The organism is Stenotrophomonas sp. Steno-C15 (assembly GCF_056393265.1).
The window spans coordinates 14,939-41,782 of the sequence record NZ_JBWJPF010000024.1 but is presented as its reverse complement, the minus strand read 5'-3'; the positions used below and the strand labels follow the sequence as shown (position 1 = coordinate 41,782).

Annotated in this window: 30 protein-coding genes; 18 read left to right on the top strand and 12 right to left on the bottom strand. The window is 67.8% G+C overall.

Going from position 1 to position 26,844, the window contains the following annotated elements; genetic code table 11:
- Positions 1–94 precede the first annotated feature (94 nt).
- Positions 95–1,783, top strand: a complete 1,689-nt coding sequence (argS, locus tag AC06FB_RS15895) for an arginine--tRNA ligase (RefSeq protein WP_053516518.1) — start codon at positions 95–97, stop codon at positions 1,781–1,783.
- Between the two features lie 21 nt (positions 1,784–1,804).
- Positions 1,805–2,683, top strand: a complete 879-nt coding sequence (locus AC06FB_RS15890; protein ID WP_111186478.1) for an SPOR domain-containing protein — start codon at positions 1,805–1,807, stop codon at positions 2,681–2,683.
- 99 nt (positions 2,684–2,782) lie between these two features.
- On the opposite strand, the gene AC06FB_RS15885 is transcribed toward AC06FB_RS15890, so the two are convergent.
- Both AC06FB_RS15885 and AC06FB_RS15880 read right to left on the bottom strand, forming a co-directional pair.
- On the bottom strand, positions 2,783–3,535 hold the full coding sequence (locus AC06FB_RS15885; protein WP_065174225.1) for an SDR family NAD(P)-dependent oxidoreductase: 753 nt from the start codon (positions 3,533–3,535) through the stop codon (positions 2,783–2,785).
- Between the two features lie 88 nt (positions 3,536–3,623).
- Complete coding sequence (locus tag AC06FB_RS15880) at positions 3,624–4,115, bottom strand: hypothetical protein (RefSeq protein WP_478053879.1); 492 nt, start codon at positions 4,113–4,115, stop codon at positions 3,624–3,626.
- Between the two features lie 85 nt (positions 4,116–4,200).
- Here AC06FB_RS15880 and AC06FB_RS15875 point away from each other — a divergent pair, with 85 nt between their 5' ends.
- The gene (locus tag AC06FB_RS15875; protein WP_478053878.1) at positions 4,201–4,668 is read left to right on the top strand and encodes a YehS family protein; all 468 of its coding nucleotides are present in this window, start codon (positions 4,201–4,203) and stop codon (positions 4,666–4,668) included.
- 54 nt (positions 4,669–4,722) lie between these two features.
- On the opposite strand, the gene AC06FB_RS15870 is transcribed toward AC06FB_RS15875, so the two are convergent.
- Positions 4,723–5,415, bottom strand: a complete 693-nt coding sequence (locus AC06FB_RS15870) for a TorF family putative porin (RefSeq protein ID WP_478053877.1) — start codon at positions 5,413–5,415, stop codon at positions 4,723–4,725.
- A gap of 164 nt (positions 5,416–5,579) precedes the next feature.
- Here AC06FB_RS15870 and AC06FB_RS15865 point away from each other — a divergent pair, with 164 nt between their 5' ends.
- Complete coding sequence (locus AC06FB_RS15865; protein WP_053516526.1) at positions 5,580–5,969, top strand: DUF6165 family protein; 390 nt, start codon at positions 5,580–5,582, stop codon at positions 5,967–5,969.
- A 9-nt stretch (positions 5,970–5,978) separates the two neighbouring features.
- On the opposite strand, the gene AC06FB_RS15860 is transcribed toward AC06FB_RS15865, so the two are convergent.
- Together AC06FB_RS15860 and AC06FB_RS15855 are read right to left on the bottom strand one after the other, a co-directional pair.
- Positions 5,979–6,650 carry a response regulator transcription factor gene (locus AC06FB_RS15860; RefSeq protein WP_459040849.1) on the bottom strand — a complete coding sequence of 224 codons (672 nt, stop codon included), beginning with the start codon at positions 6,648–6,650 and terminating at the stop codon, positions 5,979–5,981.
- Between the two features lie 186 nt (positions 6,651–6,836).
- On the bottom strand, positions 6,837–7,409 hold the full coding sequence (locus AC06FB_RS15855; protein WP_053516527.1) for an OmpO family porin: 573 nt from the start codon (positions 7,407–7,409) through the stop codon (positions 6,837–6,839).
- Between the two features lie 274 nt (positions 7,410–7,683).
- On the opposite strand from AC06FB_RS15855, the gene AC06FB_RS15850 reads away from it, so the two are divergent.
- Positions 7,684–8,043 carry a DUF1428 domain-containing protein gene (locus AC06FB_RS15850; protein WP_053516528.1) on the top strand — a complete coding sequence of 120 codons (360 nt, stop codon included), beginning with the start codon at positions 7,684–7,686 and terminating at the stop codon, positions 8,041–8,043.
- 14 nt (positions 8,044–8,057) lie between these two features.
- Here AC06FB_RS15850 and AC06FB_RS15845 read toward each other — a convergent pair whose 3' ends face one another.
- Together AC06FB_RS15845 and AC06FB_RS15840 are read right to left on the bottom strand one after the other, a co-directional pair.
- Positions 8,058–8,741, bottom strand: a complete 684-nt coding sequence (locus AC06FB_RS15845; RefSeq protein WP_277381309.1) for a hypothetical protein — start codon at positions 8,739–8,741, stop codon at positions 8,058–8,060.
- A gap of 135 nt (positions 8,742–8,876) precedes the next feature.
- Positions 8,877–9,704: a histone gene (locus tag AC06FB_RS15840; protein WP_461289088.1), complete on the bottom strand. Its 828-nt coding sequence runs from the start codon at positions 9,702–9,704 to the stop codon at positions 8,877–8,879.
- 491 nt (positions 9,705–10,195) lie between these two features.
- Here AC06FB_RS15840 and AC06FB_RS15835 point away from each other — a divergent pair, with 491 nt between their 5' ends.
- From AC06FB_RS15835 to AC06FB_RS15795, 9 genes are all read left to right on the top strand, one after another.
- Positions 10,196–11,629: a Do family serine endopeptidase gene (locus AC06FB_RS15835; protein WP_053516532.1), complete on the top strand. Its 1,434-nt coding sequence runs from the start codon at positions 10,196–10,198 to the stop codon at positions 11,627–11,629.
- Positions 11,630–11,732: 103 nt separating this feature from the next.
- On the top strand, positions 11,733–12,098 hold the full coding sequence (locus AC06FB_RS15830) for a hypothetical protein (RefSeq protein ID WP_053516533.1): 366 nt from the start codon (positions 11,733–11,735) through the stop codon (positions 12,096–12,098).
- Between the two features lie 9 nt (positions 12,099–12,107).
- The gene (locus AC06FB_RS15825) at positions 12,108–12,578 is read left to right on the top strand and encodes a phage holin family protein (RefSeq protein WP_053516534.1); all 471 of its coding nucleotides are present in this window, start codon (positions 12,108–12,110) and stop codon (positions 12,576–12,578) included.
- Positions 12,575–13,012: a hypothetical protein gene (locus AC06FB_RS15820; protein ID WP_053516536.1), complete on the top strand. Its 438-nt coding sequence runs from the start codon at positions 12,575–12,577 to the stop codon at positions 13,010–13,012. Before AC06FB_RS15825 ends, AC06FB_RS15820 begins: the two co-directional genes overlap by 4 nt.
- A 67-nt stretch (positions 13,013–13,079) precedes the next feature.
- Positions 13,080–14,189: an AI-2E family transporter gene (locus AC06FB_RS15815; RefSeq protein ID WP_053516537.1), complete on the top strand. Its 1,110-nt coding sequence runs from the start codon at positions 13,080–13,082 to the stop codon at positions 14,187–14,189.
- Positions 14,190–14,220: 31 nt separating this feature from the next.
- Positions 14,221–14,940, top strand: coding sequence for an HAD family hydrolase (locus tag AC06FB_RS15810; RefSeq protein ID WP_065174216.1), 720 nt, complete (start codon positions 14,221–14,223; stop codon positions 14,938–14,940).
- Positions 14,941–14,943: 3 nt separating this feature from the next.
- On the top strand, positions 14,944–16,311 hold the full coding sequence (locus AC06FB_RS15805) for a leucyl aminopeptidase family protein (protein WP_478053876.1): 1,368 nt from the start codon (positions 14,944–14,946) through the stop codon (positions 16,309–16,311).
- A 141-nt stretch (positions 16,312–16,452) separates the two neighbouring features.
- Positions 16,453–17,556 (top strand): catalase family peroxidase, encoded by a 1,104-nt coding sequence (locus AC06FB_RS15800; RefSeq protein WP_065182013.1) that lies wholly within the window; start codon positions 16,453–16,455, stop codon positions 17,554–17,556.
- On the top strand, positions 17,553–18,089 hold the full coding sequence (locus AC06FB_RS15795; protein ID WP_065182014.1) for a cytochrome b: 537 nt from the start codon (positions 17,553–17,555) through the stop codon (positions 18,087–18,089). The genes AC06FB_RS15800 and AC06FB_RS15795 overlap by 4 nt, the downstream gene beginning before the upstream one ends.
- Positions 18,090–18,179: 90 nt before the next feature.
- On the opposite strand, the gene AC06FB_RS15790 is transcribed toward AC06FB_RS15795, so the two are convergent.
- Genes AC06FB_RS15790 through AC06FB_RS15780 form a run of 3 tightly spaced genes read right to left on the bottom strand, consistent with a single transcriptional unit; the run spans position 18,180 to position 20,184 of the window.
- Positions 18,180–18,782 (bottom strand): response regulator transcription factor, encoded by a 603-nt coding sequence (locus AC06FB_RS15790; RefSeq protein WP_053516542.1) that lies wholly within the window; start codon positions 18,780–18,782, stop codon positions 18,180–18,182.
- Positions 18,779–20,002 (bottom strand): sensor histidine kinase, encoded by a 1,224-nt coding sequence (locus AC06FB_RS15785; protein WP_460256199.1) that lies wholly within the window; start codon positions 20,000–20,002, stop codon positions 18,779–18,781. Before AC06FB_RS15785 ends, AC06FB_RS15790 begins: the two co-directional genes overlap by 4 nt.
- Positions 19,999–20,184, bottom strand: a complete 186-nt coding sequence (locus AC06FB_RS15780; RefSeq protein ID WP_065182016.1) for a hypothetical protein — start codon at positions 20,182–20,184, stop codon at positions 19,999–20,001. The genes AC06FB_RS15785 and AC06FB_RS15780 overlap by 4 nt, the downstream gene beginning before the upstream one ends.
- Positions 20,185–20,385: 201 nt before the next feature.
- On the opposite strand from AC06FB_RS15780, the gene AC06FB_RS15775 reads away from it, so the two are divergent.
- The 4 genes from AC06FB_RS15775 (at position 20,386) to AC06FB_RS15760 (ending at position 24,949) form a co-directional block, all read left to right on the top strand.
- Positions 20,386–21,633: an efflux RND transporter periplasmic adaptor subunit gene (locus AC06FB_RS15775; protein ID WP_065174211.1), complete on the top strand. Its 1,248-nt coding sequence runs from the start codon at positions 20,386–20,388 to the stop codon at positions 21,631–21,633.
- A 118-nt stretch (positions 21,634–21,751) separates the two neighbouring features.
- Positions 21,752–22,441, top strand: coding sequence for an ABC transporter ATP-binding protein (locus AC06FB_RS15770; protein ID WP_478053875.1), 690 nt, complete (start codon positions 21,752–21,754; stop codon positions 22,439–22,441).
- Positions 22,442–22,455: 14 nt separating this feature from the next.
- Positions 22,456–23,613, top strand: coding sequence for an ABC transporter permease (locus AC06FB_RS15765; protein ID WP_478053874.1), 1,158 nt, complete (start codon positions 22,456–22,458; stop codon positions 23,611–23,613).
- A 13-nt stretch (positions 23,614–23,626) separates the two neighbouring features.
- The gene (locus tag AC06FB_RS15760) at positions 23,627–24,949 is read left to right on the top strand and encodes an ABC transporter permease (protein ID WP_478053873.1); all 1,323 of its coding nucleotides are present in this window, start codon (positions 23,627–23,629) and stop codon (positions 24,947–24,949) included.
- A 72-nt stretch (positions 24,950–25,021) separates the two neighbouring features.
- On the opposite strand, the gene rarD is transcribed toward AC06FB_RS15760, so the two are convergent.
- Together rarD and yedA are read right to left on the bottom strand one after the other, a co-directional pair.
- Positions 25,022–25,921 carry an EamA family transporter RarD gene (gene rarD / locus AC06FB_RS15755; protein ID WP_053516550.1) on the bottom strand — a complete coding sequence of 300 codons (900 nt, stop codon included), beginning with the start codon at positions 25,919–25,921 and terminating at the stop codon, positions 25,022–25,024.
- Positions 25,918–26,823 carry a drug/metabolite exporter YedA gene (gene yedA / locus AC06FB_RS15750; RefSeq protein WP_111186490.1) on the bottom strand — a complete coding sequence of 302 codons (906 nt, stop codon included), beginning with the start codon at positions 26,821–26,823 and terminating at the stop codon, positions 25,918–25,920. Before yedA ends, rarD begins: the two co-directional genes overlap by 4 nt.
- Between the last annotated feature and the right edge of the window lie 21 nt (positions 26,824–26,844).

Below are 26,844 nucleotides of genomic sequence, written 5' to 3'. Positions count from 1 at the left end.
CCGGGGGGACCGCACAGGCAGGCAACGGTCAGCGTGGCCGCCGGCATCTGCGCTAAAATGGGCGATTCCGCCGCTCATTCTCACAGCAGGCCTCGTGAAAAATCTCCTCCGCGCCCTGATCAGCCAAGGCATCGAAGCCTTGCGCGCCAATGGCACCCTGCCCGCCGACTCCCTGCCGCCGGACTTCGTGGTCGAGCGCCCGAAGACCCGTGACCATGGCGACTTCGCCACCAACGCCGCGATGCTGCTGGCCAAGGCCGCGCGCAGCAACCCGCGCGCGCTGGCGCAGGCACTGGTCGAGGCGCTGCCGCGCAGCGAGGACGTCAGCAAGGTCGAGATCGCCGGACCCGGCTTCATCAACTTCCACCTGGCTCCGGCCGCGTACCAGCGCGAAGCCGCCTCGGTCATCAAGGAAGGCCACGACTACGGGCGCAACCTGTCCGGCAACGGCCGCACGGTGGGCGTGGAGTATGTGTCGGCCAACCCGACCGGTCCGCTGCACGTCGGCCATGGCCGCGCTGCGGCGATCGGCGACTGCGTGGCCCGCGTGCTCGACGCCAACGGCTGGAACGCCAAGCGTGAGTTCTATTACAACGACGCCGGCGTGCAGATCGAGAACCTGGCGCTGTCGGTGCAGGCCCGCGTCCAGGGCATCGCCCCCGACCAGGAGGGCTGGCCGGAAGGCGGCTACCGCGGCGAGTACATCGCCGATGTCGCGCGAGCCTACATGGCCGGCGCCAGCGTCGACCTGGAAGGCACCCTCGTGGTCGGCGCCAAGGATCCGCACGACATGCAGGCGATCCGCCGCTTCGCGGTGGCCTACCTGCGCAACGAGCAGAACCTGGACCTGGCCGCGTTCGGCGTCGATTTCGACATCTACTTCCTGGAAAGCTCGCTGTACGCCGATGGCAAGGTCGCGGAAACCGTGGCCAAGCTGCAGGCGTCCGGCCACACCTACGAGGAAGGCGGCGCACTGTGGCTGCGCAGCACCGACTTCGGTGACGACAAGGACCGCGTGATGCGCAAGTCCGACGGCACCTTCACCTACTTCGTGCCGGACGTGGCCTACCACCTGTCCAAATGGCAGCGCGGCTACGAGCGCGCGATCACCGAGCTGGGCGCCGACCACCACGGGTCGCTGGCGCGCGTGCGTGCAGGCCTGCAGGCGCTGGAAGTGGGCATCCCGCAGGGCTGGCCCGAGTATGTGCTGCATCAGATGGTCACCGTCATGCGCGGCGGCGAGGAAGTGAAGCTGTCCAAGCGTGCCGGCAGCTACTTCACCCTGCGCGACCTGATCGAAGAAGCTGGACGCGATGCGACCCGCTGGTTCCTGATCGCGCGCAAGCCCGATTCGCAGCTGACCTTCGACATCGATCTGGCCCGCCAGCAGAGCAACGACAACCCGGTGTTCTACGTGCAGTACGCGCATGCCCGCGTGTGCAGCCTGCTCCGCCAGGCGCAGGAGAAGGGACTGGCCTATGACCAGGGCAGTGGCCTGGGTCAGCTCGTGCGCCTGGCCGATGACGCCTCGCTGCTGCTGATGAACGAGATCTCGCGCTATCCGGAAGTGGTCGAAGCCGCCGGCGTGGCGCTGGAGCCGCATCTGGTGGCGCAGTACCTGCGTGAATTGGCGCATGCCTTCCACACGTGGTATCACGGGACACCGGTGCTGGTGGACGACGCCGACGATCGCAACGCCAAGCTGACGCTGGCCTGCGCGGCGCGTCAGGTGCTGGCCAATGGCCTCGACCTCCTGGGCGTGAGCGCCCCGGAAAAAATGTAAGCATCAGGAGACGCAGTACACATGGCAGCACGACGCGGCAAAAACCAGGCACGACGCAACAGCAGCAGCCAGGGCACCCCGGGATGGGTGTGGCTGGTCGCCGGTGTGGCCATCGCCGCCGTGGTGTTCCTGGCGGCGCCGAATCTGTTCAAGGGCGAGGGCGATGGCTTCCTGCGCGCCGGTCCGCAGCCGAACCCGAACGCGCAGCCGGCGCCGGTCGCTGATGCCGACGGCGATGTCGGCACGCAGCCAGCCGCACAACCGGCCACGCCGAAACCTGCCGAAGCCGAGAAGCCGGCGGCGACCCAGTACGATTTCTACACCCTGCTGCCCGGCAAGGAAGTGGAGATGTCCGATGCCGAACTGGCCGCCAGCACCCGCGCCGAGGAACAGCGCCGGGCCAAGGCCGAAGCGCAGCGCGCGCAGGCGGCGCTGGAAGGCAAACCGGTCCCCGCAACGCCGGCACCGACCGCAACGGCCAGTGTCGCCAGCACGGCACCGGTGACCGCGACCAGCCGTCCGCTGCCTGCCCCGCTGAGCGAACGCCCGGCAACGGCTGCACCGGCCACGACCAGCCCGGCGGCGACCAGCACGGCATCGACCGCGCAGGCCGCCCGCGTGGACGCGGCGCCGACCGCCGCTGCGGCACCGGCCGTGGCCGGCGACAACGCGCGCTACATCCTGCAGGCAGGTGCGTTCGGCGCCTCCGGCGACGCCGAGGCCACCAAGGCCAAGCTGGCGATGATGGGCCTGGCGGCACGGGTGGAGTCGGCGCAGATCAATGGCAAGACCGTGTACCGCGTGCGCATGGGGCCCTACGGCAGCGCCGGTGAGCTGTCCGAAGCCAAGCAGAAGCTGGATGGCACCGGCCTGCAGGCGATGGCGATCAAGGCACAGTGATCGTTCGGGTCTGAACGGAAGAAGCCGGGCATTGCCCGGCTTTCTTTTTTTGGGCCCCGCAGGGCCGACCCACGCCGGGCGGCCCTGAAGGCACGCAGGTCAGCCCTCGCGCGCGACCTGGAAGCCGGCGAACGACTGGCTGACCGGCATCAGTTCCAGGCGGTTGATGTTCAGATGCGGCGGCAGGCTGGCAACCCAGAAGATCTGCTCGGCGATGTCCTCGGCGGTCATCGGGTTGGCGCCGGAATACAGCTTGTCCGACGCGGCCTGGTCACCGTGGGTACGCACCACCGTGAACTCGGTCTCGGCCATGCCCGGCTCGATGGTGGTCACACGCACGCCCGTACCGTGCAGGTCCGAACGCAGGCCCAGCGAGAACTGGCTGACGAACGCCTTGGTACCGCCATACGCGTTGCCGCCCGGGTACGGGTAGACACCGGCAACCGACGAGATGTTGATGATCGCACCCCTGCGTTCGACCAGCTGCGGCAGCAGGCGGTGGGTCAACGTCACCAGGGCGGTGATGTTGGTATCGATCATCGTCGTCCAGTCCTGCAGGCTGGCGCTCTGCGCCGGAGCGGTGCCCTGCGCCAGACCGGCGTTGTTGACCAGCAGGTCGATCTCACCGAATGCGGGGGGCAGCGCCAGCAGCGCCGCTTCCATTGCGATCGGATCGCGGACATCAAACGCCGCTGCGTGCACCACGTCCTTGCCATAGCGCTCGACCAGCGGTTGCAGGCGATCGCTGCGACGGCCGGTGGCGATCACCTTCCAGCCTGCCTGGGCGAAGCGATGGACGGCGGCGGCGCCAAACCCGGACGTGGCGCCGGTAATCAGGACGGTGCGGGACATCAGGCAACTCCGTGGAGGAACGAGACCCCCATTCTGGCACCGTCGGCCGGACCCTGCCTTGCCTGATCGGTCTTCGCGCCGGGCACACTCAGCGCAGGCGGAACACGCGCGCCTTCGGCAGATCCTCGTCGACCTGCAGGAACCAGCGGCCGGCGATGCCCGGGATCACTTCGATCTGCGGCGCCTGGAGGGCCCTGCGCAGCTTCATCTGTCCCTTCATCACCTGCCATTGCTGTCCGTTGTCGAGGCTGAACACCGTGCCGGGGGCCCAACCGGCCACCTCCCCCACCACGCGTGCGCTGACCGGGCCTTCTTCCAGCCCCAGGTGCATGGCTGCCGGCGCCGGAACATTCGCAGGCAGCGGCGCGCCGGCGGGGGCGGCCGTGACCGCGGAAATGGCAGGCGACGCGGCCTCTGCCTGGCGCAGCACGCGGTTCAACGCCTGCAGCTGGGCCGGGCTCAGCCCCACTTCGGCCAGCTGGGCCGCAGTGAGCCGCTGTTCGACCGGAACAAAACGGTCCTGGGCATGGGCGGCAGCACTGCTGGCCGCCAGCAGGAGGAGAACGAGGTACCGGCGCATCGGAGGAGGTCTCTACGGAACAGCGCTCACGATGCTTCAATCCGGTGACAATCCGGTGACAACGGCCGGACCGCTACAATGGGCCATGATCAACAATGATGTACTGCGCAGCGTGCGCTACTCCCTGGACCTGGGCGACCATCACGTGGTGGCCCTGTGCCAGCTGGCCGACCCGGCCTTCGCGGTGGATCTGGAGCAGGCCAGGGCCTGGCTGCGGCGCGAGGATGAAGCCGGCTTCGTGCCGATGGACGACAGTGCGCTGGCGCACTTCCTGGATGGCCTGATCGTGCACCTGCGCGGCCGCGACGAGAGCCAGCCGCAGCGCGCCGTGGAAACCCGCGTCGACAACAACCTGGTGCTGAAGAAGCTGCGCGTGGCGTTCCAGCTGCGCGACGTCGATCTGATGGACATCTTCGCCAGCGCCGGCTTCAAGGTATCCAAGTCCGAGATCGGGGCGCTGTTCCGCCAACCCGGGCATGCCAACTACCGACGTTGCCTGGATCAGATGCTGCGCAACTTCCTCAAGGGCCTGAGCCAGCGCCTGCGCGGTTGAGCCGCCCGGTACCGGCCCATGGGTGGCCGATACCGTCGTGGCGGCGCCGGCCCGCTAGAAGCTGCCCTGCAGCGCCAGTTCCCAGCGCCCGCCCGCGTTGCCCGGGAACAGCCGTCTGGCCGCGGTATCGGTGTCATGCACGGTGGCCCGCACTTCCCACGCCGGAGCCAACGTGGCGACGGCGCTGAGCTGCCCGTGCAGGTAATCCGGCCCCTGCGCGGCCGCCAGCCAGTAGTGGCCCACGGCCGCTTCAAGCCGGAAGCGCTCGTGCAGCGGCAGGCGAACGCCCAGCTGTGCGTAGGTACCGCGACGGCCACCGGCCAGGGCATCGCTGGAATGCGCGACCTGCAGCCAGGTCCGCTGCTTCCAGCCCACCGTGGCAGCGAACTCTGTCCAGTCCAGCGCGCGGGCTGTCCCCGGATACACGTAGCGGGTCAGGTTGGCGTCCAGCGTCCAGTCCGCGGCCGGTGTGCCGGACCAGCCCGCTACCAGATCGAACTCGCTGCGTGCGCCGTTGTCCGGCTTGAACGATACGTTCGAGCCCCACGCGCTGGCATACCACCCGGACGCGAGCGCGAACTTCGCTCCGGCCTGCACCGCCGGGTCGCCGTCACTCTGCGAACTGCCGCGCCAGACGTAATCGCTGGTCAACGTGGCGTTGCCGCTCACCTGTGCCTGCGCGCTGCCCACGCCCAGCAGTCCCGCCAACGCCGCGGCCAACGCCGCGATCATTCCCCTGCTGTCCACTGCACATCATTCCTCATCCAATGGCGGCTCAACCGCCGGGACGGCAGTGTCGATGGCAGGGCCGTAACGGTTCGATGGCGCTACCGTGGCGGGGGCGCAAAATCAGCGTAAAACCGCTTGGCAGTGGCGCGGTATGATGGCCGCCTGTTTCCAGGAAACCACCCATGGACGCCATCCTGACGCCGGTATCGATCGGCGAGCTGATCGACAAGATCACCATTCTCGAGATCAAGGCCGAACGCATCGGCGATGCCACCAAGCTGGCCAATGTGCGGACGGAGCTGGACGGCCTGCTGCCGTTGCTGCAGCAGCAGCTGCAGGCACAGCCGGCACTTGCCGCGCTGAAGCAGCAGCTGAAGACCATCAACGAGCGCATGTGGGACATCCAGGACCAGCTGCGCGACAAGGAAGCGGCACAGGTGTTCGATGATGCCTTCGTCCAGCTGGCGCGCGGCGTGTACGGTACCAATGGCGAGCGCGTGCAGGTCAAGAACGAGATCAACCGCGTTGCGGGGTCGGCACTGGTCGAAGAGAAGCAGTACCAGGGGGAATAAGCCCGGGTTTCAGCCGCATTCGAGCAGGTGGCGGATGCGGAACAGCTCGCCGTCGCTGCGGATGCCGAGCTTCTGGTAGGCGGCTTTTTTCTGCGAGCTGACCGTGCTTGCGGAACGGCCGAAGCGCTGCGCGACTTCGCCGGTGCTGCAGCCTTCCAGCACCAGGCGCAGCACCTCGCGCTCGCGGCGGCTGAGCGGCATCAATGAGGGCATGCGGCGCGCCCGCGAGCGGCTCAACTGCGGGCGCAGTTCCGGCGGCACGAACCGCCCACCCCGGGCCACTACCTGCACAGCCCGCAGCAGCACGCGCGGTGGGGTCGCCTTGGACAGGAAGCCGCGCGCGCCGGCCTGCATGGCCGTCACCACCGTGCTGGCGTTGCAATGGGCTGAAAGCACCAGCACCGGCAGCGATGGCCACCGCTGCGACAGCGTGCGCAGCAGTTGCAGGCCAACCCCTTGGTCACCCAGCGGAAGGGCATCGATCACCAGCAGATCGACACAACCGGGCTGCTGATGCAGCAGCGACAGCAGGTCGGCTTCATTGGCGAAGCTGGCACGGACCTGCAGGCCGCTGTGCTCACATAACAACACTTCCAGGCCCAGCCGCAGCACCGGATGCGGATCCAGCAGCGCCAGGCGGCGCAGCTTTCCGGTATGCGGGGTGGCGGGGGCGGGCGGCATCAGGCAGATCCGGCGGAAGGGGATGCCCACCGTAGGTCGCACCCTGCAACGGCGGAATCCAATTCGTTGCAATGCAGCATCGACCGCGCAGCCGCAGTCAGATTTCATTTCGGTTCCGTGGAACGCAACAGGCCCGGCAGATGCCGGGCCTGTTGATGCACGCAGGGCGCAGAGCGCCTGCAGCGATTACCAGCTGAAGCGCGGGCCGACGGTGTATTCCTTGTCACCATCGCGGTTCATCTTGAGCTCGCCGTTCAGGCCCCAGTTCTGGTTCAGCTTCACCTGACCACCCAGGCGGCCGTACCACTCGCCTTCCGGATTGATGCCGCGCTTCTTCGAGAAGTCTTCGTAACCAACCATGCCGTAGACTTCGGCGTGGGCACCGAACGCGGTGCGGATGCCGGCTTCAGCGCTGTAGCCGTTGAAATCCAGGCCATGCTCCAGGTCACGCTTCTGGTATGCCACGCGGGCCACGAAGTCGGTCGACGGTGCGATTTCCTGGTTGTAGCCGACACCGACCTTCCACTGGTCCAGCTTGAGGTTGGTGTGGTCGATTTCCTGGCGGCTGTAGTCACCGAAGGCGTGGAAGTTCGGCAGGAAGCCGTAGGAACCCTTCACGCCCCAGCCGTCGGCCTTGAACGCGTCGATGTCGGTCTTGGCGTAGTTGGCTTCAGCATAGTTGTAGGACAGGTTCTCGGCAGCCGAGGCGGAGAACGGCAGGGCAGCAGCCAGCGCCAGGGCAATCAGCGAATTCTTCATGGGGGTACACCTTTACTTTCTTATGGTGAGCAGCAGCGCGGAAGCGCCGTCGCATCGGGAATGTAAATTCTCCGTTATTCGCCACAACGCACCCTGAAAACAGCAGGCTTCGCATTGCTGAATTTTCTGGGTTGATTCAGGCGGTCTCTGGCATACGCGCGGCGCGCGGGTACGTCCTGCATGCTTCGATCGCGGCCGTGTCGATCTGCCGCGCCCTGGTTCGTCGAACAGAAGAAGGCCGCACATGCAGTGCGGTCCATCACGGAGGCAGGCAATGAGCTACATCGATGGTTTCGTTCTGGCGGTTCCCACCGCCAACAAGGAAAAGTTCCTCGCCCATGCGCGAAGCGGCGACGTGGTCTTCATCGAGTACGGGGCGCTGCGCGTGGTCGAGTGCTGGGGCGATGACGTGCCGCATGGCAAGACAACGGACTTCTTCGGCGCAGTGAAAGCAACACCGGAAGAGACGGTGGTGTTTTCCTGGATCGAGTGGCCTGACAAGGCCACCCGTGATGCAGGCATGCAGAAGATGATGGAAGACCCGCGCCTGGACCCCGCGAAGAACCCGATGCCATTCGACGGCGCGCGGATGATCTATGGCGGTTTCACACCCATCTACGAACTGACCCGCTGACGCCTTCGCGGCGCTCAGCGCGTACCTGCGTCGTCTTCTCCGGCAGTGCCGGCGCCCAGTGCGGCGCCGGCCCCCAGGCCGAGCCCGCCCATGCCGGCGCCCATGCCCATTCCGCCGCCGCCCGCACGGCCGCCCTTGCCTTCGCCTTCAGGGCGGCCCTTGCCGCCCCCGCTGCCGCTTGCGGGCCGGGTCGGGCCCTGCCGTGGAATCTGCAGATCGGCCGGGATCGGCGCCAGATCCAGGGCTTCGCGGACAAAATCGCGCAGCGACACCACCAGCTCATGCGTGTGCACCGGTCGTCCCTGCGCCAGCTCATCGGCGGCGCGCGCGGCCAGCCGCACCTGCTCATCGGTACCCAGCAGCAGGATGTCCGACAAGGCCGCTTCGACGGCATCGCGGATGCGCCTCGCGCGATCCGAGCCGGGTTCGACGATGCCCTGCTCATGGGCGCGCTGGCGCAGGTCGCGCAGATGGCTGGGGTCGACCCCCAGCTCACCGGTGAACGAACCGCCCAGGGTCTTGTAGGCGGCCATCAGCGTGCGCAGCCGTTCGTTGATCTGCCGGTTCTCGCGCTCGCGGCGCTGCTGCAGGGTCTGCATCACCAGCAGGCGGATACCCACACCCAGCAGCGTGATCAGGACCAGGCCGGCCAACGTGGAAAGCACACCCTGCCAGGAACTGAAATCGATGCCACGCATGATGGGAACTCCAGCGGAGGGACTTCATCTTGCCCCAGGACGACCCCGCAGGCTTCATGCCGGGCCGTTGTCCCCCCATGAACGCAGAAGGCCCCACCGCCCGGCAGGGCGGAGGGGCCTTCGCCGCTCGCGCGATTACTTGCGCTTGGCGGCCTTGCGCACGGCCTTCTTCGCCGGGGCCTTCTTGGCAGCGGCCTTCTTCAGCGGTGCAGCCTTGCGGGCGACAGCCTTCTTGGTGGTCGCTGCCTTCTTGGCAACCGTCTTGCGGGTGGCAGCGGCCTTCTTGCCGACAACCTTCTTGGCGGCAGCCGCCTTCTTGGTGGCGACCTTGCGGGTAGCGGCAACCTTCTTGCCGACAACCTTCTTCGCGGCCACGGTCTTCTTGCCAGCCACCTTCTTGGCGGCGACCGTCTTCTTGGCCACGGCCTTCTTGGCGGTGGCCACCTTCTTGCCGACAACCTTCTTCGCGGCGGCGGCCTTCTTGGCAACCGTCTTCTTGGTGGCGGCTGCCTTCTTGGTCGCAGCCTTCTTCACCGTGGCGACCTTCTTGCCGGCAGCCTTGGTGGCGGCCTTGGTGGACTTCTTGGCAACAGCAGCCTTCTTGGCGACAGTCTTGCCGGCAGCGGCCTTCTTCTTGGCCACTTCCTTCTTCAGGGCAGCGGCTTCGGCCTTGGCATTCTTCTTGGCGGCTTCCAGCTTCTGCTTGGCCTTGGCGACCGTCTTGCCGACCGACTTGGCGGCCTTCTCGGCCTTCTTGGCAACGGTCTTCTCGACCTTGGCCACGGCCTTCTTGGCCTTGGCGACGCGGGTGGTGGCGGCCTTGCGGGCGCGCTTGACGGTCTTCTTCACCGACTTCACTGCGTCTTCAGCGGCGTGGGCGATGGTCTCGCCGACGTTGGTGGCGGTTTCTTTCGCGTTCTCGACGGCGTCGGTCACGACCGACACACCATTACCGTTGCTCATGTTGCCCTCCTGGGGGCGTGGATTGTCAAAACGGGGCGATGCTATACCGACAATGACGATCGTGGAACGGGTGGTACGCCTGCAATCGCGTCTGCTGCGACGATAGTAGTGTATGGGGAGGCTGGTGCTGCTACCGTCGATCCGCAGCAAACCCCTTTTTTTCAGCGCTGCGCCATGGGATTGAGGTGCACGTCGCGGCGACGGGCTGCCTGCACGCCCCTTGCCGCAACCTGCACGCGCGACGTGCCATCGCGCACCTTGGATCGGCGGAACTGCGCAAGTATCAGAGGGTGTCCTGACCACGCCGGCGGACACACCCTATCGGTGTAGCGCCGATGGCCGACCGCACCGCAGGCGGGTCAGCCGTCGTCGGGCGCCGCATCGACGAGGGTCTCTTTCATCGCGCATTTATCCACGCCGCGGCAGATTCATTCAGCTTGTTTTACCGTATGGGCCAACGGCCCCCATCCTACGCCTGCGAACCGACTCCCATGCGACCGCTACCTACCCTTCTCACGCTCGCAATCGCCGCCGCCTTCGGTGGATTCGTCGCCACCGGCATCAACGCCCACCTGGACAACCGCGCCGACGCCGCGCCCTTGCCGGCGGCCCTTCCGGCCACCGCCGCATTGCCGGCTTCGGTCGCCGGCCAGCCGGTGCCTTCGCTGGCACCGATGCTGGAAAAGACCATGCCCGCCGTGGTCAGCGTCAACACCAAGCAGGTGGTACGGGTACGCAACCCCTTCTTCAACGACCCGTTCTTCCGCCGCCTGTTCCCGGACATCCCGCAGGAACGGATCAACGAATCGCTGGGTTCGGGCGTCATCATCGACGCGAAGGAAGGCCTGGTGCTGACCAACCACCACGTCATCGAGAACGCCGATGACGTGCAGGTGACGCTCGCTGACGGGCGCACGGTCAAGGCGGAATTCCTCGGTTCGGACCGCGACACCGACATCGCCCTGATCCGCATCCCGGCGCAGAACCTCACCGAGATCAAGCTCGGCAACAGCGACCAGCTGCGGGTCGGCGACTTCGTGGTGGCGATCGGCAATCCGTTCGGCTTCAGCCAGACGGTGACCTCGGGCATCGTCTCGGCGGTCGGCCGCAGTGGCATCCGTGGGCTGGGCTACCAGAACTTCATCCAGACCGACGCCTCGATCAACCCGGGCAACTCCGGAGGTGCGCTGGTCGATCTGCAGGGCCAGCTGGTCGGCATCAACACCGCCAGCTTCAACCCGCAGGGCAGCATGGCCGGCAACATCGGCCTGGGCCTGGCCATTCCCACCAACCTGGCGCGCAGCGTGGTCGACCAGCTGGTCAAGCATGGCGTGGTGGTGCGCGGCACCCTGGGCGTGGAAAGCCAGAACCTGAGCGCGCAGATCGCCCAGGGCCTGGGCCTGGGCGAAACCCGCGGCGCGCTGATCACCCGGGTACTGGCCGGTTCGGCCGGTGCGGCGGCCGGGCTGAAGCCGGGCGACGTGGTGGTTGCCGCCAACGGTCAGCGCGTGGACAGCGCCGAAGCCCTGCACAACGTGGAGGGCCTGGCAGCGGTAGGCAGCGTACTGGCGCTGGACGTGCGCCGCGAAGGCAAGCCGCTGCAGATCCGGGCGACGCTGAAGGAGCAGGCGCGCGCCGCCAGCGGCGACAGCCTGGACCCGCGCCTGGGCGGCGCGACCTTCGTCGACCTGCCCGAATCGCTGCGCCAGTCCGGCGTACGCGGGGTGCTGGTCAGCGAGGTCAAGCGCGGCAGCCGCGCAGCCAGCAACGGGCTCCAGCAGGGCGACATCATCACCGATGCCACGGTGGGTGAATTCGCCGACCTGGCCAGCTGGCGCGCCAATTTCCAGCAGCGGCCACCGACCCTGGTGCTGCGCATCCTGCGCAACAACGGCCAGCAGCAGGGCCAGTTGGTGATGCGCTGATCGCTCCGCCGTAACACCCCCTATACCCGGCCAGTGCTATTGCTGTACGTCCCTGTCGGCTGAAGCCGATCGTCCGTTCCCCCATCGCAACAGGAGTGATTCGATGAGCCCCACCAATACCGAGAACCTGAAGGAACACCTGGGTGAAGCCGGTTCCCACCTCAAGCAGGCCGCCAGTGCTGCCGGCGGTGCGATCAAGGGCGCGACCGGCGCTGCAACCGACGAACTGCGCATCGGCAAGGCCAACGTCAAGGCCGAGCTGTCCGACACGGCGCTGTCCGGCCTGGCTGCGGCTGAATTCGGCGGCGCTGCCGCCAAGGAACAGGTCGATGCACTGATGGACAAGGGCAAGGATCTGATCGACAGCGCCGCTGAACTGATCCGTGAACGTCCCTTGGCATCGTTCGGTGTTGCCTTCGCCACTGGCTGGATCATCGCCAAGCTGGCTCGCGGCAGCAGCGACAAGTAAGTCCACGGCGTGAGCGAAGACAACACGCAACGCCCCGATCCGGCGGCCACCCCGCCGCTGGACGAGAGCATCCGCCAGGTCGGCGCGGCCGGTCGCGCCGCCGCCGATTCGGCCAAGCACACGCTGCGCTCGCTGCGTCGCCTGGCCTCGTCGGATTTCGCGCTCGCCCGCAGTGCGTTCGGCCGGGCCCTGGCCTGGGCGGGCGTGGCGATCGTGTTCGGGGCCTCGGCCTGGCTGCTGATGGCCGCCACGCTCATCGCCCTGCTGCAGAGCTGGGGCCTGAGTTGGCTGCAGGCGCTTCTGATCACCTCGCTGATCAGCCTCGCGGTAACCGGCTATGCGATCTGGCGGGTGTCCTACTTCTTCCACCACACCGGCATGCACGCTACCCGGCGCCAGCTGTCGCGCCTTGGCCTGTTCGACGAGCCCAGCGAAGACGATCCCGATGCCGGCGTACAGATTCCGGAGGGCAAGCCATGAAGTTCGGCGCATTGCAGCGGCGGGTGAAGCGTTGCGAACAGGTGGTGGCCGTGCGCATGGGTGAAACCCAGGACAACTGGACCGTGCTCAGCGAGGTCTGGCGCCGGGGCTGGTCTCCCCTGCGCATCGTGGTGGTCGGCCTGGCCGGTGGCTTCGTGGCCGGCAAGCTGGAAGTGCCGGGCAAAGTGAACGGTGCGCGCTGGCTGCAGATGATCGGCTCGGTCTCCAGCCTGGTGGCCAGCGGCCAGGCAGCACTGGCTGCCGCCGTGGCAGCCTACGCCGCCGACACCGCAGACGATGCGGCCGACACTGCCGAAGCCGCCGCCGACCCGGTCGCTCCCGCTGCCGCGGCACCCGCTTCCGCGCCACCTGCCGAGCCTGAGGCGCGCGAACCGCGGCCTGCCGAAGCGGCCACCGAACTGTCCGAACGTTGACGAACAGCATCCGCCGCGTTGACCGCGGCGGACGGATAATAGGCTCCCCTTCCCGGTCGGTACGTCGATGAGCGAGTCCCTCCTGTCCCCGTCACCGGCCGAACCCGCACCGTCTGCTGCCGCCCTTCCGCCGCCCACCCGCCCGCGCGGGCCGATGTCGCTGGTGGTGCTGGCAACGCTGGCGGTGGCCTACACGCTGTGGGCCGCACAGGACATCATCCTGCCGGTACTGCTGGCGATGTTCTTCGCGCTGGTCGGCAACCCGATCCTGCGCCTGCTGCAGAAGCTGTGGATTCCGCGGGCGCTGGGAGCGCTGCTGGTTCTCGGTGCCGGCCTGGGCGTGACCAGCTCGCTGGCCGTGCAGCTGATCGGCCCGGCGATGGAATGGGCGCAGGAAGCGCCACAACAGCTGCGCAAGGTCGCCCGGCAGGTACAGGATCTGACCAAGCCGGTGCAGCAGGCCAATCTGGCGGCCGAGAACTTCGCCCGCGTTGCCGGCGGCGACAGCAATCGCAAGGTGCAGGTGATCCGGACCCAGCTGGACGATCCCTATCGCATGCTGACCCGCGCACCCCGGCTGGCCGCCTCGGTACTGGCCGTGGTCCTGCTGACGCTGTTCTTCATGATCTATGGGCAAAGCCTGCAGCGCGCGGCGATCGCATTGTTCCCGAACCGCCAGCAACAGCGCTTCACCAGCGACATCCTGCGCTCGATCGAGCGCGAGGTGTCGCGCTATGTGCTGACCATCAGCGTGATCAACACGCTGGTCGGCCTGGTTTTCGCGGGCGTGCTGATGCTGCTGGGTATCGGCCTGCAGGAAGCGCTGCTGTGGGGGACGGTGGCGGCACTGCTGAACTTCGCGCCCTATGTGGGCCCGTTGATCGGAGTGGCGCTGATGCTGCTGATGGGCTTCGTCGAATTCCGCGACCCGCTGCAGGCACTGCTGCCCGCTGCGGCATATCTGGGCCTGCATACCCTGGAGGGCCAGCTGGTGACCCCGATCGTGCTGGGCCGGCGCATGAAGCTCTCGCCGCTGGTCCTGATCCTGGCACTGATGGTGTTCGGCTGGGCCTGGGGCATGATCGGGCTGCTGCTGGCGGTGCCGCTGCTGGTCTGCATCAAGCTGGTGCTGGCCCGGCTGGACGGCATGCAGGGCTGGGCGCGCCTGCTGGAATGAAAGCGCGTGCGGGCAGGCGTAGAATGGCCGGGTGAATTTCCCTGTCCTTGCCATCACCCTCGACCTCGACGACACGCTGTGGCCGTTCGCACCGATCGGCGCCCGCATCGACCAGGTGCTGCACGACTGGATGCGTGAACACAGCCCGGCCACCGCCGCGATGTATCCGCTGGCGGCGATGCGCGAACTGCGCGAGCGCTCGTTCCGCGACAACCCGCATCTGCATCATGACCTGAGCGCGCTGCGCCGGCTGACGCTGCGTGAGGCGCTGCAGAACAGCGGCGCCAGCCTGGACCTGCTGGAGCCGGCCTACGAAGCGTTCTATGCCGCGCGCAATCAGGTGGAGTGCTATCCCGATGCGCTTGATGCCCTGGCGCGTATCGCCGCGCGGGTACCGGTGGCCGCGCTGAGCAATGGCAATGCGGACCTGCAGCGGATCGGGCTGGCCCATCATTTCGCCTTCCAGCTGGGTGCGCGCGAACATGGCGCGGCGAAGCCGGAGGCGAGCATTTTCCATGCCGCGTGTGCCCGGCTGGGCGTGGCCCCGGCGCAGGTGCTGCATGTCGGTGACCACATCGAGATGGACGTGGCCGGCGCCATCGCCGCCGGCCTGCGCGGCTGCTGGATCAACCGCGACGCCGCCACCTGGACCCATCCGCAGCTGCAGCCCGACCTGCAGTTCGACACCCTCACCGGCCTGGCCGACTGGTTGGACGCCAACCTCGGCGCCACCGCACCCCGGAGCAATTGACGCATGAGCGAGATCACGGGCTTCACCGCCGACACTTCTGCCGCACTGCCGCTGTACGTGCTGGATCGCGAGCAGTTCGCCCGCTGGAACGCCGGACAGCCGGCCGCCACGCAGGCGTGGCTGGCCTCGCAGGGCTTCATCGCCGGCTCGCACAGCATCGCCCTGCTGCCCGGCAGCGAGGGTCTGGCCGGTGCGGTGATGGGCGTGGGCGATCGCGGCGATGCCTACAGCTATGCGCACGCGCCGCACGCCCTGCCCGAAGGCAGCGTGTGGCAGCTCGCCAGTGAGCTGCCGGCCAGCGAGCAGGCACTGCTGCAGCTGGGCTGGGGCCTGGGCAGCTATCGCTTCGACCGCTACCGCAAGCGCAACCGGCACCCGGCGCAGTTGGTTGCCGCACCGACCGGGGAAGTGGCGGATCTGATCGCCGCCAGCCTGCGCGTGCGCGACTGGGTCAACACGCCCACCGAGGACATGGGTCCGCAGCAGCTGGAAGAGGCCGCACGCACGCTGGCAGCGGCGCACGGCGCCGAGGTCGAAGCGATCACCGGTGATGCGCTGCTGGCGCAGAATTTCCCGGCCATCCATGCCGTCGGCCGCGCATCGCATCGCGCGCCGCGCCTGGTCGTGCTGCGCTGGGGCAAGGCGACGGATCCTGCGCTGGTGCTGGTCGGCAAGGGCGTGTGCTTCGATACCGGTGGGCTGGACATCAAGCCGGCCGATGGCATGCGCAACATGAAGAAGGACATGGGCGGCGCCGCGCACGCGCTGGCCCTGGCAGGACTGGTGATGGCCCAGCAGCTGCCGGTGCGCCTGACCCTGCTGGTGCCGGCGGTGGAGAACGCGATCGGCCCGGATGCGTTCCGTCCGGGCGAAGTCATCGCCACCCGCAAGGGCCTGAGCGTGGAGATCGACAACACCGACGCCGAAGGCCGTGTGATCCTGTGCGACGCGTTGACCTTCGCCGCTGAGCAGAAGCCGGACCTGGTTCTGGACTTCGCGACCCTGACCGGCGCTGCGCGCATCGCGCTGGGCCCGGACCTGCCGGCACTTTTCAGCAACGATGACACCGTCGCCCAGCAGTGGCTGCAGGCCGGAGATGAAACGCGCGACCCGGTCTGGCGCATGCCGCTGTGGCGTCCCTACCTGCGTTACCTGAGCAGCGGCATCGCCGACCTGGCCAATGCCGGTTCGCGCATGGCGGGCTCGGTTACCGCCGCGCTATACCTGGAGCGCTTCCTTGAGGATGGCCAGCGCTGGGCGCACCTGGATGTGTACGCCTGGAACGATGGCGAACGGCCGGGCCGCCCGGCCGGCGGCGAAGCACTGGCCCTGCGCTCGGCCTGGGCGATGCTGAAGGCACGCTACGCCTGAGCGCAGCCGATGCGCGGGTGGAGCCGGACAGGGGTCCGCTCCACCGAGTTGTGACGAAAAATTGAATTCCGGCCACGGTCGGGTTCTGCGAGGATGTGTCGGTCGACCACCCACACATTCCGTGAAGGCAGGACTCCGACCATGTCGCTCTTCCGCTACACCCGCGCCGGCCAGGGGCCGCGCACACCGCGCAGGCATTCGCCGCTGCCCTGGATCGCGCTGATCGCCCTGATTCTTGGCGGGATCACGCTGGGCTTTGCCTGGCTGGCCGGCTGGGTCGGCCACCGCCTCACCGCGCAACGCTTCACCGACACCATCGAGGCCACCGGCCCGGCCCATCCCGGGTTCCGCCGTGCGCACAGCAAGGGCGTGTGCGTGAGTGGCTGGTTCGCACCCAGTGCACAGGCGCCGACGCTGTCCAGCGCGCGCGTGTTCTCGCAGGCCCGGGTACCGGTGCTGGGCCGCCTGTCGATCGGTGGTGGCGATCCCCATGGGGCCGATGGCAGCGCCCGGGTGCGCAGCATCGCCCTGCAGCTGGTCAGCGACGATGGCCAGGAATGGCGGATGGCGATGAACAGTTTCCCGTTCTTCGCGGTGCCGACGGCGGAGGCCTTCTTCGAACAGACGCAGGCGCAGATCCCCGATCCGGCGACCGGCAAGCCCGACCCGCAGAAGATGGCGGCGGTGCTGGCCAAGTACCCCAGCGCGCAGGCGTTCCAGCAATGGGCACGGACCGCGCCGTGGACCGACAGCTGGGCCAATACCCGCTTCAACAGCGTCAACAGCTTCTGGTTCACCAATGCGCAGGGCCAGCGACGCGCCGTGCGCTGGCAGTGGCAGCCCCGCACGCCGGTCGCCGAGCTTGATGCCGACGCCCGCAAGCGCGCCGATGTCGATTTCCTCAGCCAGGACCTGCAGCGCCGGCTGGCGGCCGGCCCGGTGCAATGGGACCTGGTGGTCAGCATCGCCGAACCGGGGGACGCCATCGATGATCCGTCGGTGCCCTGGCCGGACGCGCGGGAAACGGTGGTGGCAGGCGTGCTGAGCCTGGAACGCATGCAGTCGCAGGAACAGGGCGCCTGCGGCGAGCTGAACTTCGACCCGCTGATCCTGCCCAGCGGCATCCGCGGCAGTGATGATCCGATCCTGGCCGCGCGGTCGGCGGTCTATTCGCAGTCGTTCAACCGGCGCGAGCGCGAGCGCGCGGCCGGAGCGGCAGCGCAACCGAAGGAGGCTGCACGATGAGTACCGGCAATGGCCACTTCAACCTGTTGGCGCGGGTACTGCACTGGTCGATGGCGGTGATGATCATCGCCATGCTGTTCATCGGCGTGACCATGGTCGCCTCGCTGCACCTGCGGCCGATGCTGCTCGACCTGCACCGCCCGCTGGGCATCGCGATCGGCGTGCTGGTGCTGCTGCGCCTGTACAACCGCCTGCGCCATCGGCCGCCGCCGCTGCCGGCCGATCTTCCGGTGTGGCAGGTGATGGCGGCAAAGGCATCGCACTGGATGCTGTACGCGCTGATGCTGGCAATGCCGCTGGTGGGCTGGGCAATGCTGTCCGCGGGAGGCTACCCCATCGTGCTGGGGGGCGGACTGCACCTGCCACCGATCGTGCCGCACACACCGGCACTGTATGCAGCACTGCGCAGCGCGCACAGCCTGCTGGCCTACGTGCTGTTCGCCACGGTGCTGATGCATGTCGGTGCCGCCCTCTTCCACCTGTGGGTCCGCCGCGATGGCGTGTTCCAGGCGATGGCGCGCGGGAAGGACTGACGCGACTGCGGCCTGTCGATCGCTCGTGGGCCAGGGAACCCCTCGGGAGCCGCCGGGCATGGCTCGGCTCAAAAGGGTCGAGCCACTCCGCTACAGCCAGCCCTTCTGCCGTGCCAGCCGGTACGCCTCGATCCGGTTGGCCACGCCCAGCTTGCCGATGCACTCGGACAGGTAGTTGCGCACCGTGCCGTGCGACAACCCCAGCTGCTCGGCGATCTCGCTGGCAGTCCGTCCTTCGCCCGCCAGGCGCAGCACGCGCCGCTCGCGGTCGGTCAGCGGGTCCGCCTGTGACCAGGCATCGAGTGCCAGCTGTGGGTCGATCGCACGCACGCCCTGCTTCACCTTGCGCAGTGCATCGGCCAGGTTCTCCGCTGGCGCGTCCTTGAGCAGATAGCCGAGCACGCCTGCGTCCAGCGCGCGGCGCAGGAAACCGGCGCGCGCGAAGGTGGTCACGATCACCACCTTGATGGGCAGTTCGTGGCGTGCGATGCGCTGGGCCAGTTCCAGCCCTGACAGACCGGGCATCTCGATATCGGTCACCAGGATGTCCGGCTTCAGCTGCTGCAGCATGCGCCAGGCGGCCTCGCCATCGGCGGCGCTGCCCAGCACCTCGATGTCCGCCTCCAGGCTGAGCAATGCGGACAGTGCGCCGCGCACCATGGCCTGGTCTTCCGCCAGCAGGATGCGGATCATGCCGCGCCGTCCTGCGCCACCGGCGCGGGTGCAGCGGGCGGCAACGGGACAGTGGCCGCCGACAGCGGCACGCGCACGCTCAGCACCGTGCCCTCGCCGCGCGGAGACTGCACGGTGACATACCCGCCCAGCGCCGCAGTGCGCTCACGCATGCCGCTCAGTCCATTGCCCTCGGCCTGCATGCCACCCCGGCCATCATCGCGGATCTGCATCACCAGTACTTTTCCTTCCTTCATGAAGTCCACCCGCGCCTGTGTCGCCTGCGCATGGCGGGCAATATTCGTCGCGGCCTCCCGCAGGACCAGCGCCAGGCCACGCTCCACCTCCACCGGCATCGGCGGCGGCGGCGCGTACTGCAGATGCACCTGCTGGCACTCCAGCAGCAGCCGCGCCGAGGCCAGCTCCCCGGCCAGGTCGCTGGCCCGGATGCCGGTGACCGCACTGCGCACCTGCGCCAGCGCTTCGCGGGCGATGGCCTCGGCCTCGCCAATCTCCTGCCGCGCGCGCGCGTCGCCGCGATCGTGCAGTTTGCGTGCCAGCTCCAGTTTCAGGGTGATCAGCGACAGCGTGTGGCCCAGCAGGTCGTGCAGGTCGCGACCGATCCGCTCACGCTCGGCGGTCGCCGCCAGGCGACGTACTTCCTCCTGCGACAGCTGCAGGGCCGCCTCCTTCTCCTGGTTGAGCGCCTCGACATTGACGACCAGGCCGACGATGTACGACACCGCCGGAATCCACACCAGGCTCTGCCAGGGATACTCGAACGCGAGCGCGACCACGCAGAACACGATGTTCAGACCGGTCAACTGCAGCAGGTACCGCCACCAGCCGCCACGCCCGCTGACCCGCATCAGTACGCAGCCGAACACGAAGTAGGTCAGCCCGGACGGATACCAGGGCAGCAGGACCAGGGCCATTGCAATCAGACCCAGCGCATAACGGGTTGCGTGGTGGCGGGGCGACACCAGCACCTTGGCGTACAGCAGCAGGAACAGCGGGTAGCTGGCCAGGGTCAGCAGCAGCCAGCGCAGGGTGAACCCATGGCCCAGCAGCGGGGTCAGGACGATCCACACCGACCACAGCAGATGGATCGCCTCGCTCCAGGGCGACTTGCCGCGCCGCAGCGTGTCGGCGACCGCCGAGTCCGGCGCAGGGCGCAGCAGGGAGGCCAGCCAGCTCGATGACACGGGAGGGTCCAGGCGGGAACGATCGCTGCCGATCATGCCAGTTCAGCCGATCCTGCGCAGGCGCGGGCGCGCCAGCACGGCCCTGCCGGTCGCGTGCGCTGCCCTCCGCCAGGCCTGCGCAGGCGCAACAGCCCGCTGATCGCGGTACTCTTGCCGGCGCCGTTACGGCGCACCTGCACCTGCTGCAGGCCAGCCAGCGACGGGGCGATCGGAGCCATGGGCGGTACCGGTAGCGGGGACGTTGCCATCCTGCGCCCCCTTGGTCACGTTTCGCAGTTGCCACCGTCAAGGTCATCGGATGACAGCTGTCACTGCCGCCATCCCCGTGCCTGCCGTCATGCTGTGCCGCACGCTCCACTGCCGGAACCGCCGCTGTCGCCCTTCCGGTCACACCCGCCCGAACGCCTGTGATGGAACGAATGAACGCTTCTGCCGAGCTGTTGAAGGAACTCCGTATCGAACGCAAGTCACCGCCGCCTGCCTCTGGTGGTGGTGGCAGCGGTCGCCGCTGGCTGTGGATCGCCGTGATCGCGGTGGTGCTGCTCCTGGCCGCAGGCGCCTTCGCGTTGTTCGGCCGCACTCCGGCCGTGCAGGTGGAAACCGCACCGGCGGTCGCCATCCAGCAGGGCAGCGCCAGCAGCTCGGTCCTCGATGCCAGTGGTTATGTCGTCGCCCGGCGCATGGCTACGGTGTCGGCCAAGATCACCGGCAAGGTGCGCGAGGTGATGATCGAGGAAGGCATGCGCGTGGAGGCGGGACAGATCATGGCCACCCTCGACCCGATCGATGCCGACGCGCAGCGCAGTCTGTATGCCTCGCAGCTGCAGGCCGCACGCAGCCAGGTGGCCGGACTGGAGGCACAGCAGAGGCAGGCGGCGGCAGAGGCCAGCCGGCTGCAGGCGCTGGTCGGGCAGCAGCTGGTCTCGCGCTCGCAGTACGACCAGGCCGTGGCCCAGCGCGACAGCCTGCGCGCGCAGCTGGAAACAGCACAGCGCAACGTGAAGGTCGCCAACGACCAGCTGGCGATCGCCGACCTTGGGGTGGACAACAACATCGTGCGTGCGCCGTTCTCCGGCGTGGTCACGGCCAAGGCGGCACAGCCGGGCGAGATCGTCTCGCCGCTGTCGGCCGGTGGCGGCTTCACCCGCACAGGCATCGGCACCATCGTCGACATGGATTCGCTGGAGATCGAGGTCGAGGTCGGCGAAGCCTTCATTGGCCGCGTGCAACCGAAGATGCCGGTGGAAGCCATCCTCAATGCCTATCCGGAATGGAAGATTCCGGCCGAGGTGATCGCCATCATCCCCACCGCCGACCGGGGCAAGGCGACGGTGAAGGTGCGTGTGGCCCTGAAGCTGAAGGACCCGCGCATCGTGCCGGAGATGGGCGTGCGGGTCAGCTTCCTGGAACAGGCGGCGCCGCAGGCTGAAGCCAAGCCGCAGGGCGTGCGTGTGCCGGCAGGCGCGGTGGTCGAGCGCGAGGGTGCATCGGTGGCCTTCGTGCTCGGCGACGAGAACCGCGTGCAGCAGCGCACGGTCCAGGCTGGCCAGGCCATGGGCAAGGATCGCCAGCTGCTCAAGGGTGTGAATGCCGGCGAGCTGGTGGTGGTCAACCCGCCGGACACCCTGCGCGATGGCACCCGGGTCCAGCAGAAGCAAACGCAGTAGCGGCACGGCGCCTTCCGGGGCGCCGCCAGCGGCACCGTTCGACAACGACACCGTTCCACGCATGCCCGGCCGGCAGCCGGGGTGCGTCACCGTTTCCCGCCTACGTGGAGAACCACCCATGTCGACCCTGGTTTCACTGCGCAACATCACCAAGACCTACCAGCGCGGCCCCGAGAAGGTGCAGGTGCTGCGCGGCATCGACCTGGACATCGCCCGCGGCGACTTCGTCGCGTTGATGGGGCCGTCCGGTTCAGGCAAGACCACCCTGCTCAATCTGATCGGTGGCCTGGACAATCCCAGCGGCGGCGAGATCAGCATCGAAGGCGAGCGCATCGATCAGATGAGCGGTGGCCAGCTGTCGACCTGGCGCAGCCACCACGTTGGCTTCGTGTTCCAGTTCTACAACCTGATGCCGATGCTGACCGCGCAGAAGAACGTCGAACTGCCGCTGCTGCTGACCCATCTCAATGCCGCGCAGCGCCGCCGCAACGCCGAGATCGCGCTGACCCTGGTCGGCCTGGCCGACCGCCGCAACCATCGTCCCAACGAGCTGTCCGGCGGCCAGCAGCAGCGCGTGGCGATCGCCCGTGCGATCGTCTCCGACCCGACCTTCCTGATCTGCGACGAACCCACCGGCGATCTCGACCGCCAGTCCGCCGAGGAGATCCTGGGCCTGCTGCAGCAGCTCAACCGCGAACACGGCAAGACCATCATCATGGTCACCCATGACCCGAAGGCCGCCGAGTACGCCACGCACACGGTGCACCTGGACAAGGGCGAGCTGGCCGACGCGCCGCTGGCCCACTGACGGAGGCCACAGCGATGAAATACTTCTCTCTGGTCTGGGCGCAGCTGTTCCGCAGCCGCACCCGGACCCTGCTGACCCTGCTGTCGGTGGTGGCCGCGTTCCTCCTGTTCGGCATGCTCGACTCGGTGCGCGTGGCATTCACCTCCGGTGGCAGCGTGGAAGGGGCCAACCGCCTGGTGGTGGCCTCGCGCCTGTCGATCACCCAGTCGCTGCCGATCCGCCTGGAAACGCAGATCCGCCAGGTGGCGGGCGTGCGCGACGTGGCCTATGGCACGTGGTTCGGCGGCATCTACCAGGATCCGAAGAACTTCTTCCCGAACTTCTCGGTATCGCCCAACTACTTCGACGTCTACCGCGAACTGCAGATCGACCCGGCGCAGCTGGAAGACTGGAAGAACACCCGCACCGGTGCGATCGTCGGCGAGACCTTGGCCAAGCAGTTCGGCTGGAAAGTCGGCGATACCATCCCGCTGCAGGCGACGATCTTCCCGCGCGGCGGCAGCAACGACTGGCCGCTGGAACTGAAGGGCATCTTCCGTTCCAAGGATCCGGCGCAGGCCTCCAACGAAGAGCGCCAGCTGATGATGAACTGGAAATACTTCGATGAGTCCAACGACTACATCAAGAACCAGGTCAGCTGGTACACGGTGACGCTCGACAACCCCGACCATTCTTCGCGGGTGGCACAGGCCATCGATGCGATTTCCGCCAACTCCGACCACGAGACCAAGACCCAGACCGAATCGGCGTTCCAGCAGGCCTTCGTCAAGCAGTTTGCCGACATCGGCATGATCGTCACCTCGATCATGGGTGCGGTGTTCTTCACCCTGCTGCTGCTGACCGGCAACACCATGGCGCAGGCCGTGCGCGAGCGCGTGCCGGAGCTGGCCACGCTGAAGACACTGGGCTTCAAGGACAGCACGGTGCTGATACTGGTGATGATCGAATCGGTGCTGCTGATCGGTCTCGGTGGCCTGATCGGCATGGGCCTGGCGGCACTGATCCTGCCCGCCATCGGCCCGAAGAGCATGGGCCTGCTGCCGCCGCACATCCCCACCCCGACCTGGCTGATGGGATTGGGCCTGATCGTGGTGATCGGCGCGGTCGTCGGCCTGCTGCCGGCGCTGCGCGCCAAGCGCCTGAAGATCGTCGACGCACTGGCCGGCCGCTGAGGAGGACACCGACATGTTCAAGAACAAGCTCAAGAAGTGGTTCGGCAACGCGGTGACCGTGCTGGCGCTGGCAATCGGCCTGGCGGTATGGATCGGCCTGCCGTGGGTGGGCGTGCTTGCCGTGGCGGTGCTGGTCGGGCTGTGGCTGGCGCTGACCCGCAGCGGGCGGCTGGCCCTGGCCGCCACCCGCATCGGCATCGCCAGCCTGCCGCAGCGCTGGGGGGCATCCTCGGTGATCGTGGTCGGCATCGCCGGCGTCGTCGGCGTACTGGTGGCGATGCTGGCGATGGGCGAAGGCTTCCAGGCCACGCTCAGCAACACCGGCGATGACACCACCGCCATCGTGCTGCGCGGTGGTTCGCAGGCGGAAACCAATTCGGTCATCACCCGCGAGCAGGTACCGACCCTGTCCACCCTGCCCGGCATCAGCCGCGATGCGCAGGGACGGCCGCTGCTGTCGCCTGAACTCTCGCAGGTGGTCAACCTGGTCTCCAAATCGGACGGTACCGACGTCAACGCGCAGTTCCGGGGCGTCGGGCCGCAGGCGTGGGCGGTGCATGACAAGGTCAAGATCATCGAAGGCCGCAAGTTCGCCACCGGCCTGCGCGAGATCGTGGTCGGCCAGGGCGCCAAGGGCCAGTTCCGCGACATGGAGGTCGGCAGGACGCTCACCCTGGGCAACCAGACCTGGACGGTGGTCGGTGTGTTCGCCACCGGTGATGCGCATGACTCCGAACTGTGGACCGACGCCGATACCCTGGCCACCACGTACCAGCGCAGTGCCTGGCAGTCGATCAGCGTGCGTACCGAGGGCAAGCCGGGCTTCGATCAGTTCAAGGCCGCCGTCGCCGCCGATCCGCGCCTGAAGCTGGACGTGGAAACCACCCGCGCGTACTACAGCAAGCAGGGCGGCGGCCTGACCAAGCTGATCGACATCCTCGGCAAGGTGATCGGTACCATCATGGCGGTGGGCGCGGTGTTCGGCGCGCTCAACACCATGTATGCCGCCGTGGCCACGCGTGCGCGCGAAATCGCCACCATGCGCGCGATCGGTTTCCGCGGACTGCCGGTGGTGACCGCGGTAATGCTGGAAACGATGCTGCTGGCCCTGCTCGGCGGCCTGCTGGGCTGCACGGTGGCGTGGCTGCTGTTCAACGGCTACAGCGTGTCCACCATCGGCAGCAACTTCAGCGCGGTGGTGTTCAAGTTCCACGTATCGCCGGAACTGCTGTGGACGGGACTGAAGTGGGCGCTGGGCATCGGTCTGGTCGGTGGCCTGTTCCCGGCGCTGCGCGCCGCCCGCCTGCCGATCACCACGGCACTGCGCGAAACCTGATGCGTGCGCCGCCAGCGGAGGCGGCGCGGACGCGGGACGGGGCCGGTGCTCCGTCCCGCGTTGCTTTCCGGCTCAGCGCTTTGCCGCCCGCATCGTGCGCAGGTTGTCACCGATGAACAGCAGCAGCCCGGCCCAGATCGCTGCGAAACCGACGGCCTTGGCCATGTCGAACGATTCGTGGAAGAAGAACACGCCGAGCAGCAGCTGCAGGCTCGGTGCGATGTACTGCAGGATGCCCACCAGCGACAGCGCGATGCGCTTCACACCGTAGGCGAAACCGATCAGCGGCACGGCGGTGACCACGCCGCCAAAGATCAGCAGCAGATCGTTGCGCAGGCCCCAGCCGCTGAAGAATCCGCCACCGTGGCCATTCTCGGCCCAGACCGCGAACGCCAGCGCAGGCAGGAACAGATACAGGCTTTCCACGCCCAGCCCGGCTACGGGATCGACCGAGACCAGCTTGCGCAGCAGGCCGTACAGGCCGAACGAACAGGCCAGGCCCAGCGCGATCCACGGCGGCGTGCCAGCGTCGAGAGTCAGCCAGGCCACGCCCACCGCCGCCATGCCCACCGCCACCCACTGCAGCCGGCGCAGGCGTTCCTTCAGCACCAGCACCCCCAGCAGCACGTTCACCAGCGGGTTGATGAAGTAGCCCAGGCTGGTCTCGATCACGTGGCCGGCATTGACGGCCCAGATGTACAGGCCCCAATTGAACGCGATGGTCAGGCTCGACACCGCCAGGATCGGCAGCGCGCGCGGCTGGGCGGCGATCTTGCGCCACCAGCCCAGTTTCGCACTGAGCAGCAGCCAGGCCACCACCAGCACCGTGCTCCAGATGATGCGATGGGCGATGATCTGGAACGACGGCACTTCATTGAGCAGGTGCCAGTACACCGGCACCAGCCCCCACAGCACGAAGGTGGATGCGGTGACCAGCAGGCCCCGGCGTTGTTCTGTCTCGTCGATGCTCATCGCTTGCGCGTCCTTGCCATTGTCAGTACCACCACGCCCAGCAGAATCACCACCATCGCCAGCACGTCGCGCCAGCCGAAGCGTTCGCTGTTGAGAGCTGCGCCCAGCAGCACCGCGATCACCGGGTTGACGTAGGCGTAGCTGCCGGCCAGCGCCGGGCGTACGTTCTGCAGCAGCCACACGTAGGCCGTGAACGCGACGATCGAGCCGAACACGCACAGATAGGCCATGGCCAGCAGGCCACCGGTATCGGGCAGCGTGGTGGGCCGCTCACCCACCGCCAGCCCGATCAGCACCAGCAGCACGCCGCCGCAGATCATCTGCCCGGCGGCCGTCATGAACGGGCCAGGCAGGTCCAGGCCGCGCGCCCACACCGAGCCGAAGGCCCAGCCGATCGGTGCGATCAGCAGCAGCACCAGCCCGGTGGGCGTCGCCGTCAGGCTGCTGCCCGCATTCAGCCAGACAACGCCGAGGAAGCCGATGGCGATGCCCAGCCATTCGCCACGGCTGGCGTGCTGGCCGCGCAGCGCCGAGAACAGCGCCATCCACAGGGGCACCGATGCCACCGCCGTGGCCGCCAGGCCGGACGACACATCGCGTTCGGCCAGCACCACCATGCCGTTGCCCAGCACCAGCATGGTCACCCCCATGAGCACCAGGTTGCGCCACTGCCGCAACGTCGGCTTCGGCATTTTCCAGAACAGGCGCAGCGCCAGGTACATCAGGCCCCCGGCGATGATGAAGCGGCTGCCAGAAACCATCGTCAGCGGCAGCGCACCGCCGTGCAGGGCCTTGGCGATACCGAGATAGGTCGAGCCCCAGACCACGTAGACCAGCAGCAGCGCCAACACGACAAGGCCGCCCCGGGGGGCAGCCGCAGACGGAACAGGGGGAGCCGACATGACGCACCAAGGGACCGGGGG

Coding starts and splice junctions, on each gene's coding strand:
- AC06FB_RS15795 (WP_065182014.1), top strand. CDS start 17,553: ATGAGTACCGGCAATGGCCACTTCAACCTGTTGGCGCGGGTACTGCAC.
- rarD (WP_053516550.1), bottom strand. CDS start 25,921: ATGAGCATCGACGAGACAGAACAACGCCGGGGCCTGCTGGTCACCGCA.
- yedA (WP_111186490.1), bottom strand. CDS start 26,823: ATGTCGGCTCCCCCTGTTCCGTCTGCGGCTGCCCCCCGGGGCGGCCTT.
- AC06FB_RS15835 (WP_053516532.1), top strand. CDS start 10,196: ATGCGACCGCTACCTACCCTTCTCACGCTCGCAATCGCCGCCGCCTTC.
- AC06FB_RS15860 (WP_459040849.1), bottom strand. CDS start 6,650: ATGCCGCCCGCCCCCGCCACCCCGCATACCGGAAAGCTGCGCCGCCTG.
- AC06FB_RS15765 (WP_478053874.1), top strand. CDS start 22,456: ATGAAATACTTCTCTCTGGTCTGGGCGCAGCTGTTCCGCAGCCGCACC.
- AC06FB_RS15840 (WP_461289088.1), bottom strand. CDS start 9,704: ATGAGCAACGGTAATGGTGTGTCGGTCGTGACCGACGCCGTCGAGAAC.
- AC06FB_RS15855 (WP_053516527.1), bottom strand. CDS start 7,409: ATGAAGAATTCGCTGATTGCCCTGGCGCTGGCTGCTGCCCTGCCGTTC.
- AC06FB_RS15770 (WP_478053875.1), top strand. CDS start 21,752: ATGTCGACCCTGGTTTCACTGCGCAACATCACCAAGACCTACCAGCGC.
- AC06FB_RS15880 (WP_478053879.1), bottom strand. CDS start 4,115: ATGCGCCGGTACCTCGTTCTCCTCCTGCTGGCGGCCAGCAGTGCTGCC.
- AC06FB_RS15820 (WP_053516536.1), top strand. CDS start 12,575: ATGAAGTTCGGCGCATTGCAGCGGCGGGTGAAGCGTTGCGAACAGGTG.
- AC06FB_RS15780 (WP_065182016.1), bottom strand. CDS start 20,184: ATGGCTCCGATCGCCCCGTCGCTGGCTGGCCTGCAGCAGGTGCAGGTG.
- AC06FB_RS15865 (WP_053516526.1), top strand. CDS start 5,580: ATGGACGCCATCCTGACGCCGGTATCGATCGGCGAGCTGATCGACAAG.
- AC06FB_RS15885 (WP_065174225.1), bottom strand. CDS start 3,535: ATGTCCCGCACCGTCCTGATTACCGGCGCCACGTCCGGGTTTGGCGCC.
- AC06FB_RS15890 (WP_111186478.1), top strand. CDS start 1,805: ATGGCAGCACGACGCGGCAAAAACCAGGCACGACGCAACAGCAGCAGC.
- AC06FB_RS15845 (WP_277381309.1), bottom strand. CDS start 8,741: ATGCGTGGCATCGATTTCAGTTCCTGGCAGGGTGTGCTTTCCACGTTG.
- AC06FB_RS15815 (WP_053516537.1), top strand. CDS start 13,080: ATGAGCGAGTCCCTCCTGTCCCCGTCACCGGCCGAACCCGCACCGTCT.
- AC06FB_RS15760 (WP_478053873.1), top strand. CDS start 23,627: ATGTTCAAGAACAAGCTCAAGAAGTGGTTCGGCAACGCGGTGACCGTG.
- AC06FB_RS15850 (WP_053516528.1), top strand. CDS start 7,684: ATGAGCTACATCGATGGTTTCGTTCTGGCGGTTCCCACCGCCAACAAG.
- AC06FB_RS15775 (WP_065174211.1), top strand. CDS start 20,386: ATGAACGCTTCTGCCGAGCTGTTGAAGGAACTCCGTATCGAACGCAAG.
- AC06FB_RS15805 (WP_478053876.1), top strand. CDS start 14,944: ATGAGCGAGATCACGGGCTTCACCGCCGACACTTCTGCCGCACTGCCG.
- AC06FB_RS15800 (WP_065182013.1), top strand. CDS start 16,453: ATGTCGCTCTTCCGCTACACCCGCGCCGGCCAGGGGCCGCGCACACCG.
- AC06FB_RS15830 (WP_053516533.1), top strand. CDS start 11,733: ATGAGCCCCACCAATACCGAGAACCTGAAGGAACACCTGGGTGAAGCC.
- AC06FB_RS15785 (WP_460256199.1), bottom strand. CDS start 20,002: ATGATCGGCAGCGATCGTTCCCGCCTGGACCCTCCCGTGTCATCGAGC.
- AC06FB_RS15790 (WP_053516542.1), bottom strand. CDS start 18,782: ATGATCCGCATCCTGCTGGCGGAAGACCAGGCCATGGTGCGCGGCGCA.
- AC06FB_RS15875 (WP_478053878.1), top strand. CDS start 4,201: ATGATCAACAATGATGTACTGCGCAGCGTGCGCTACTCCCTGGACCTG.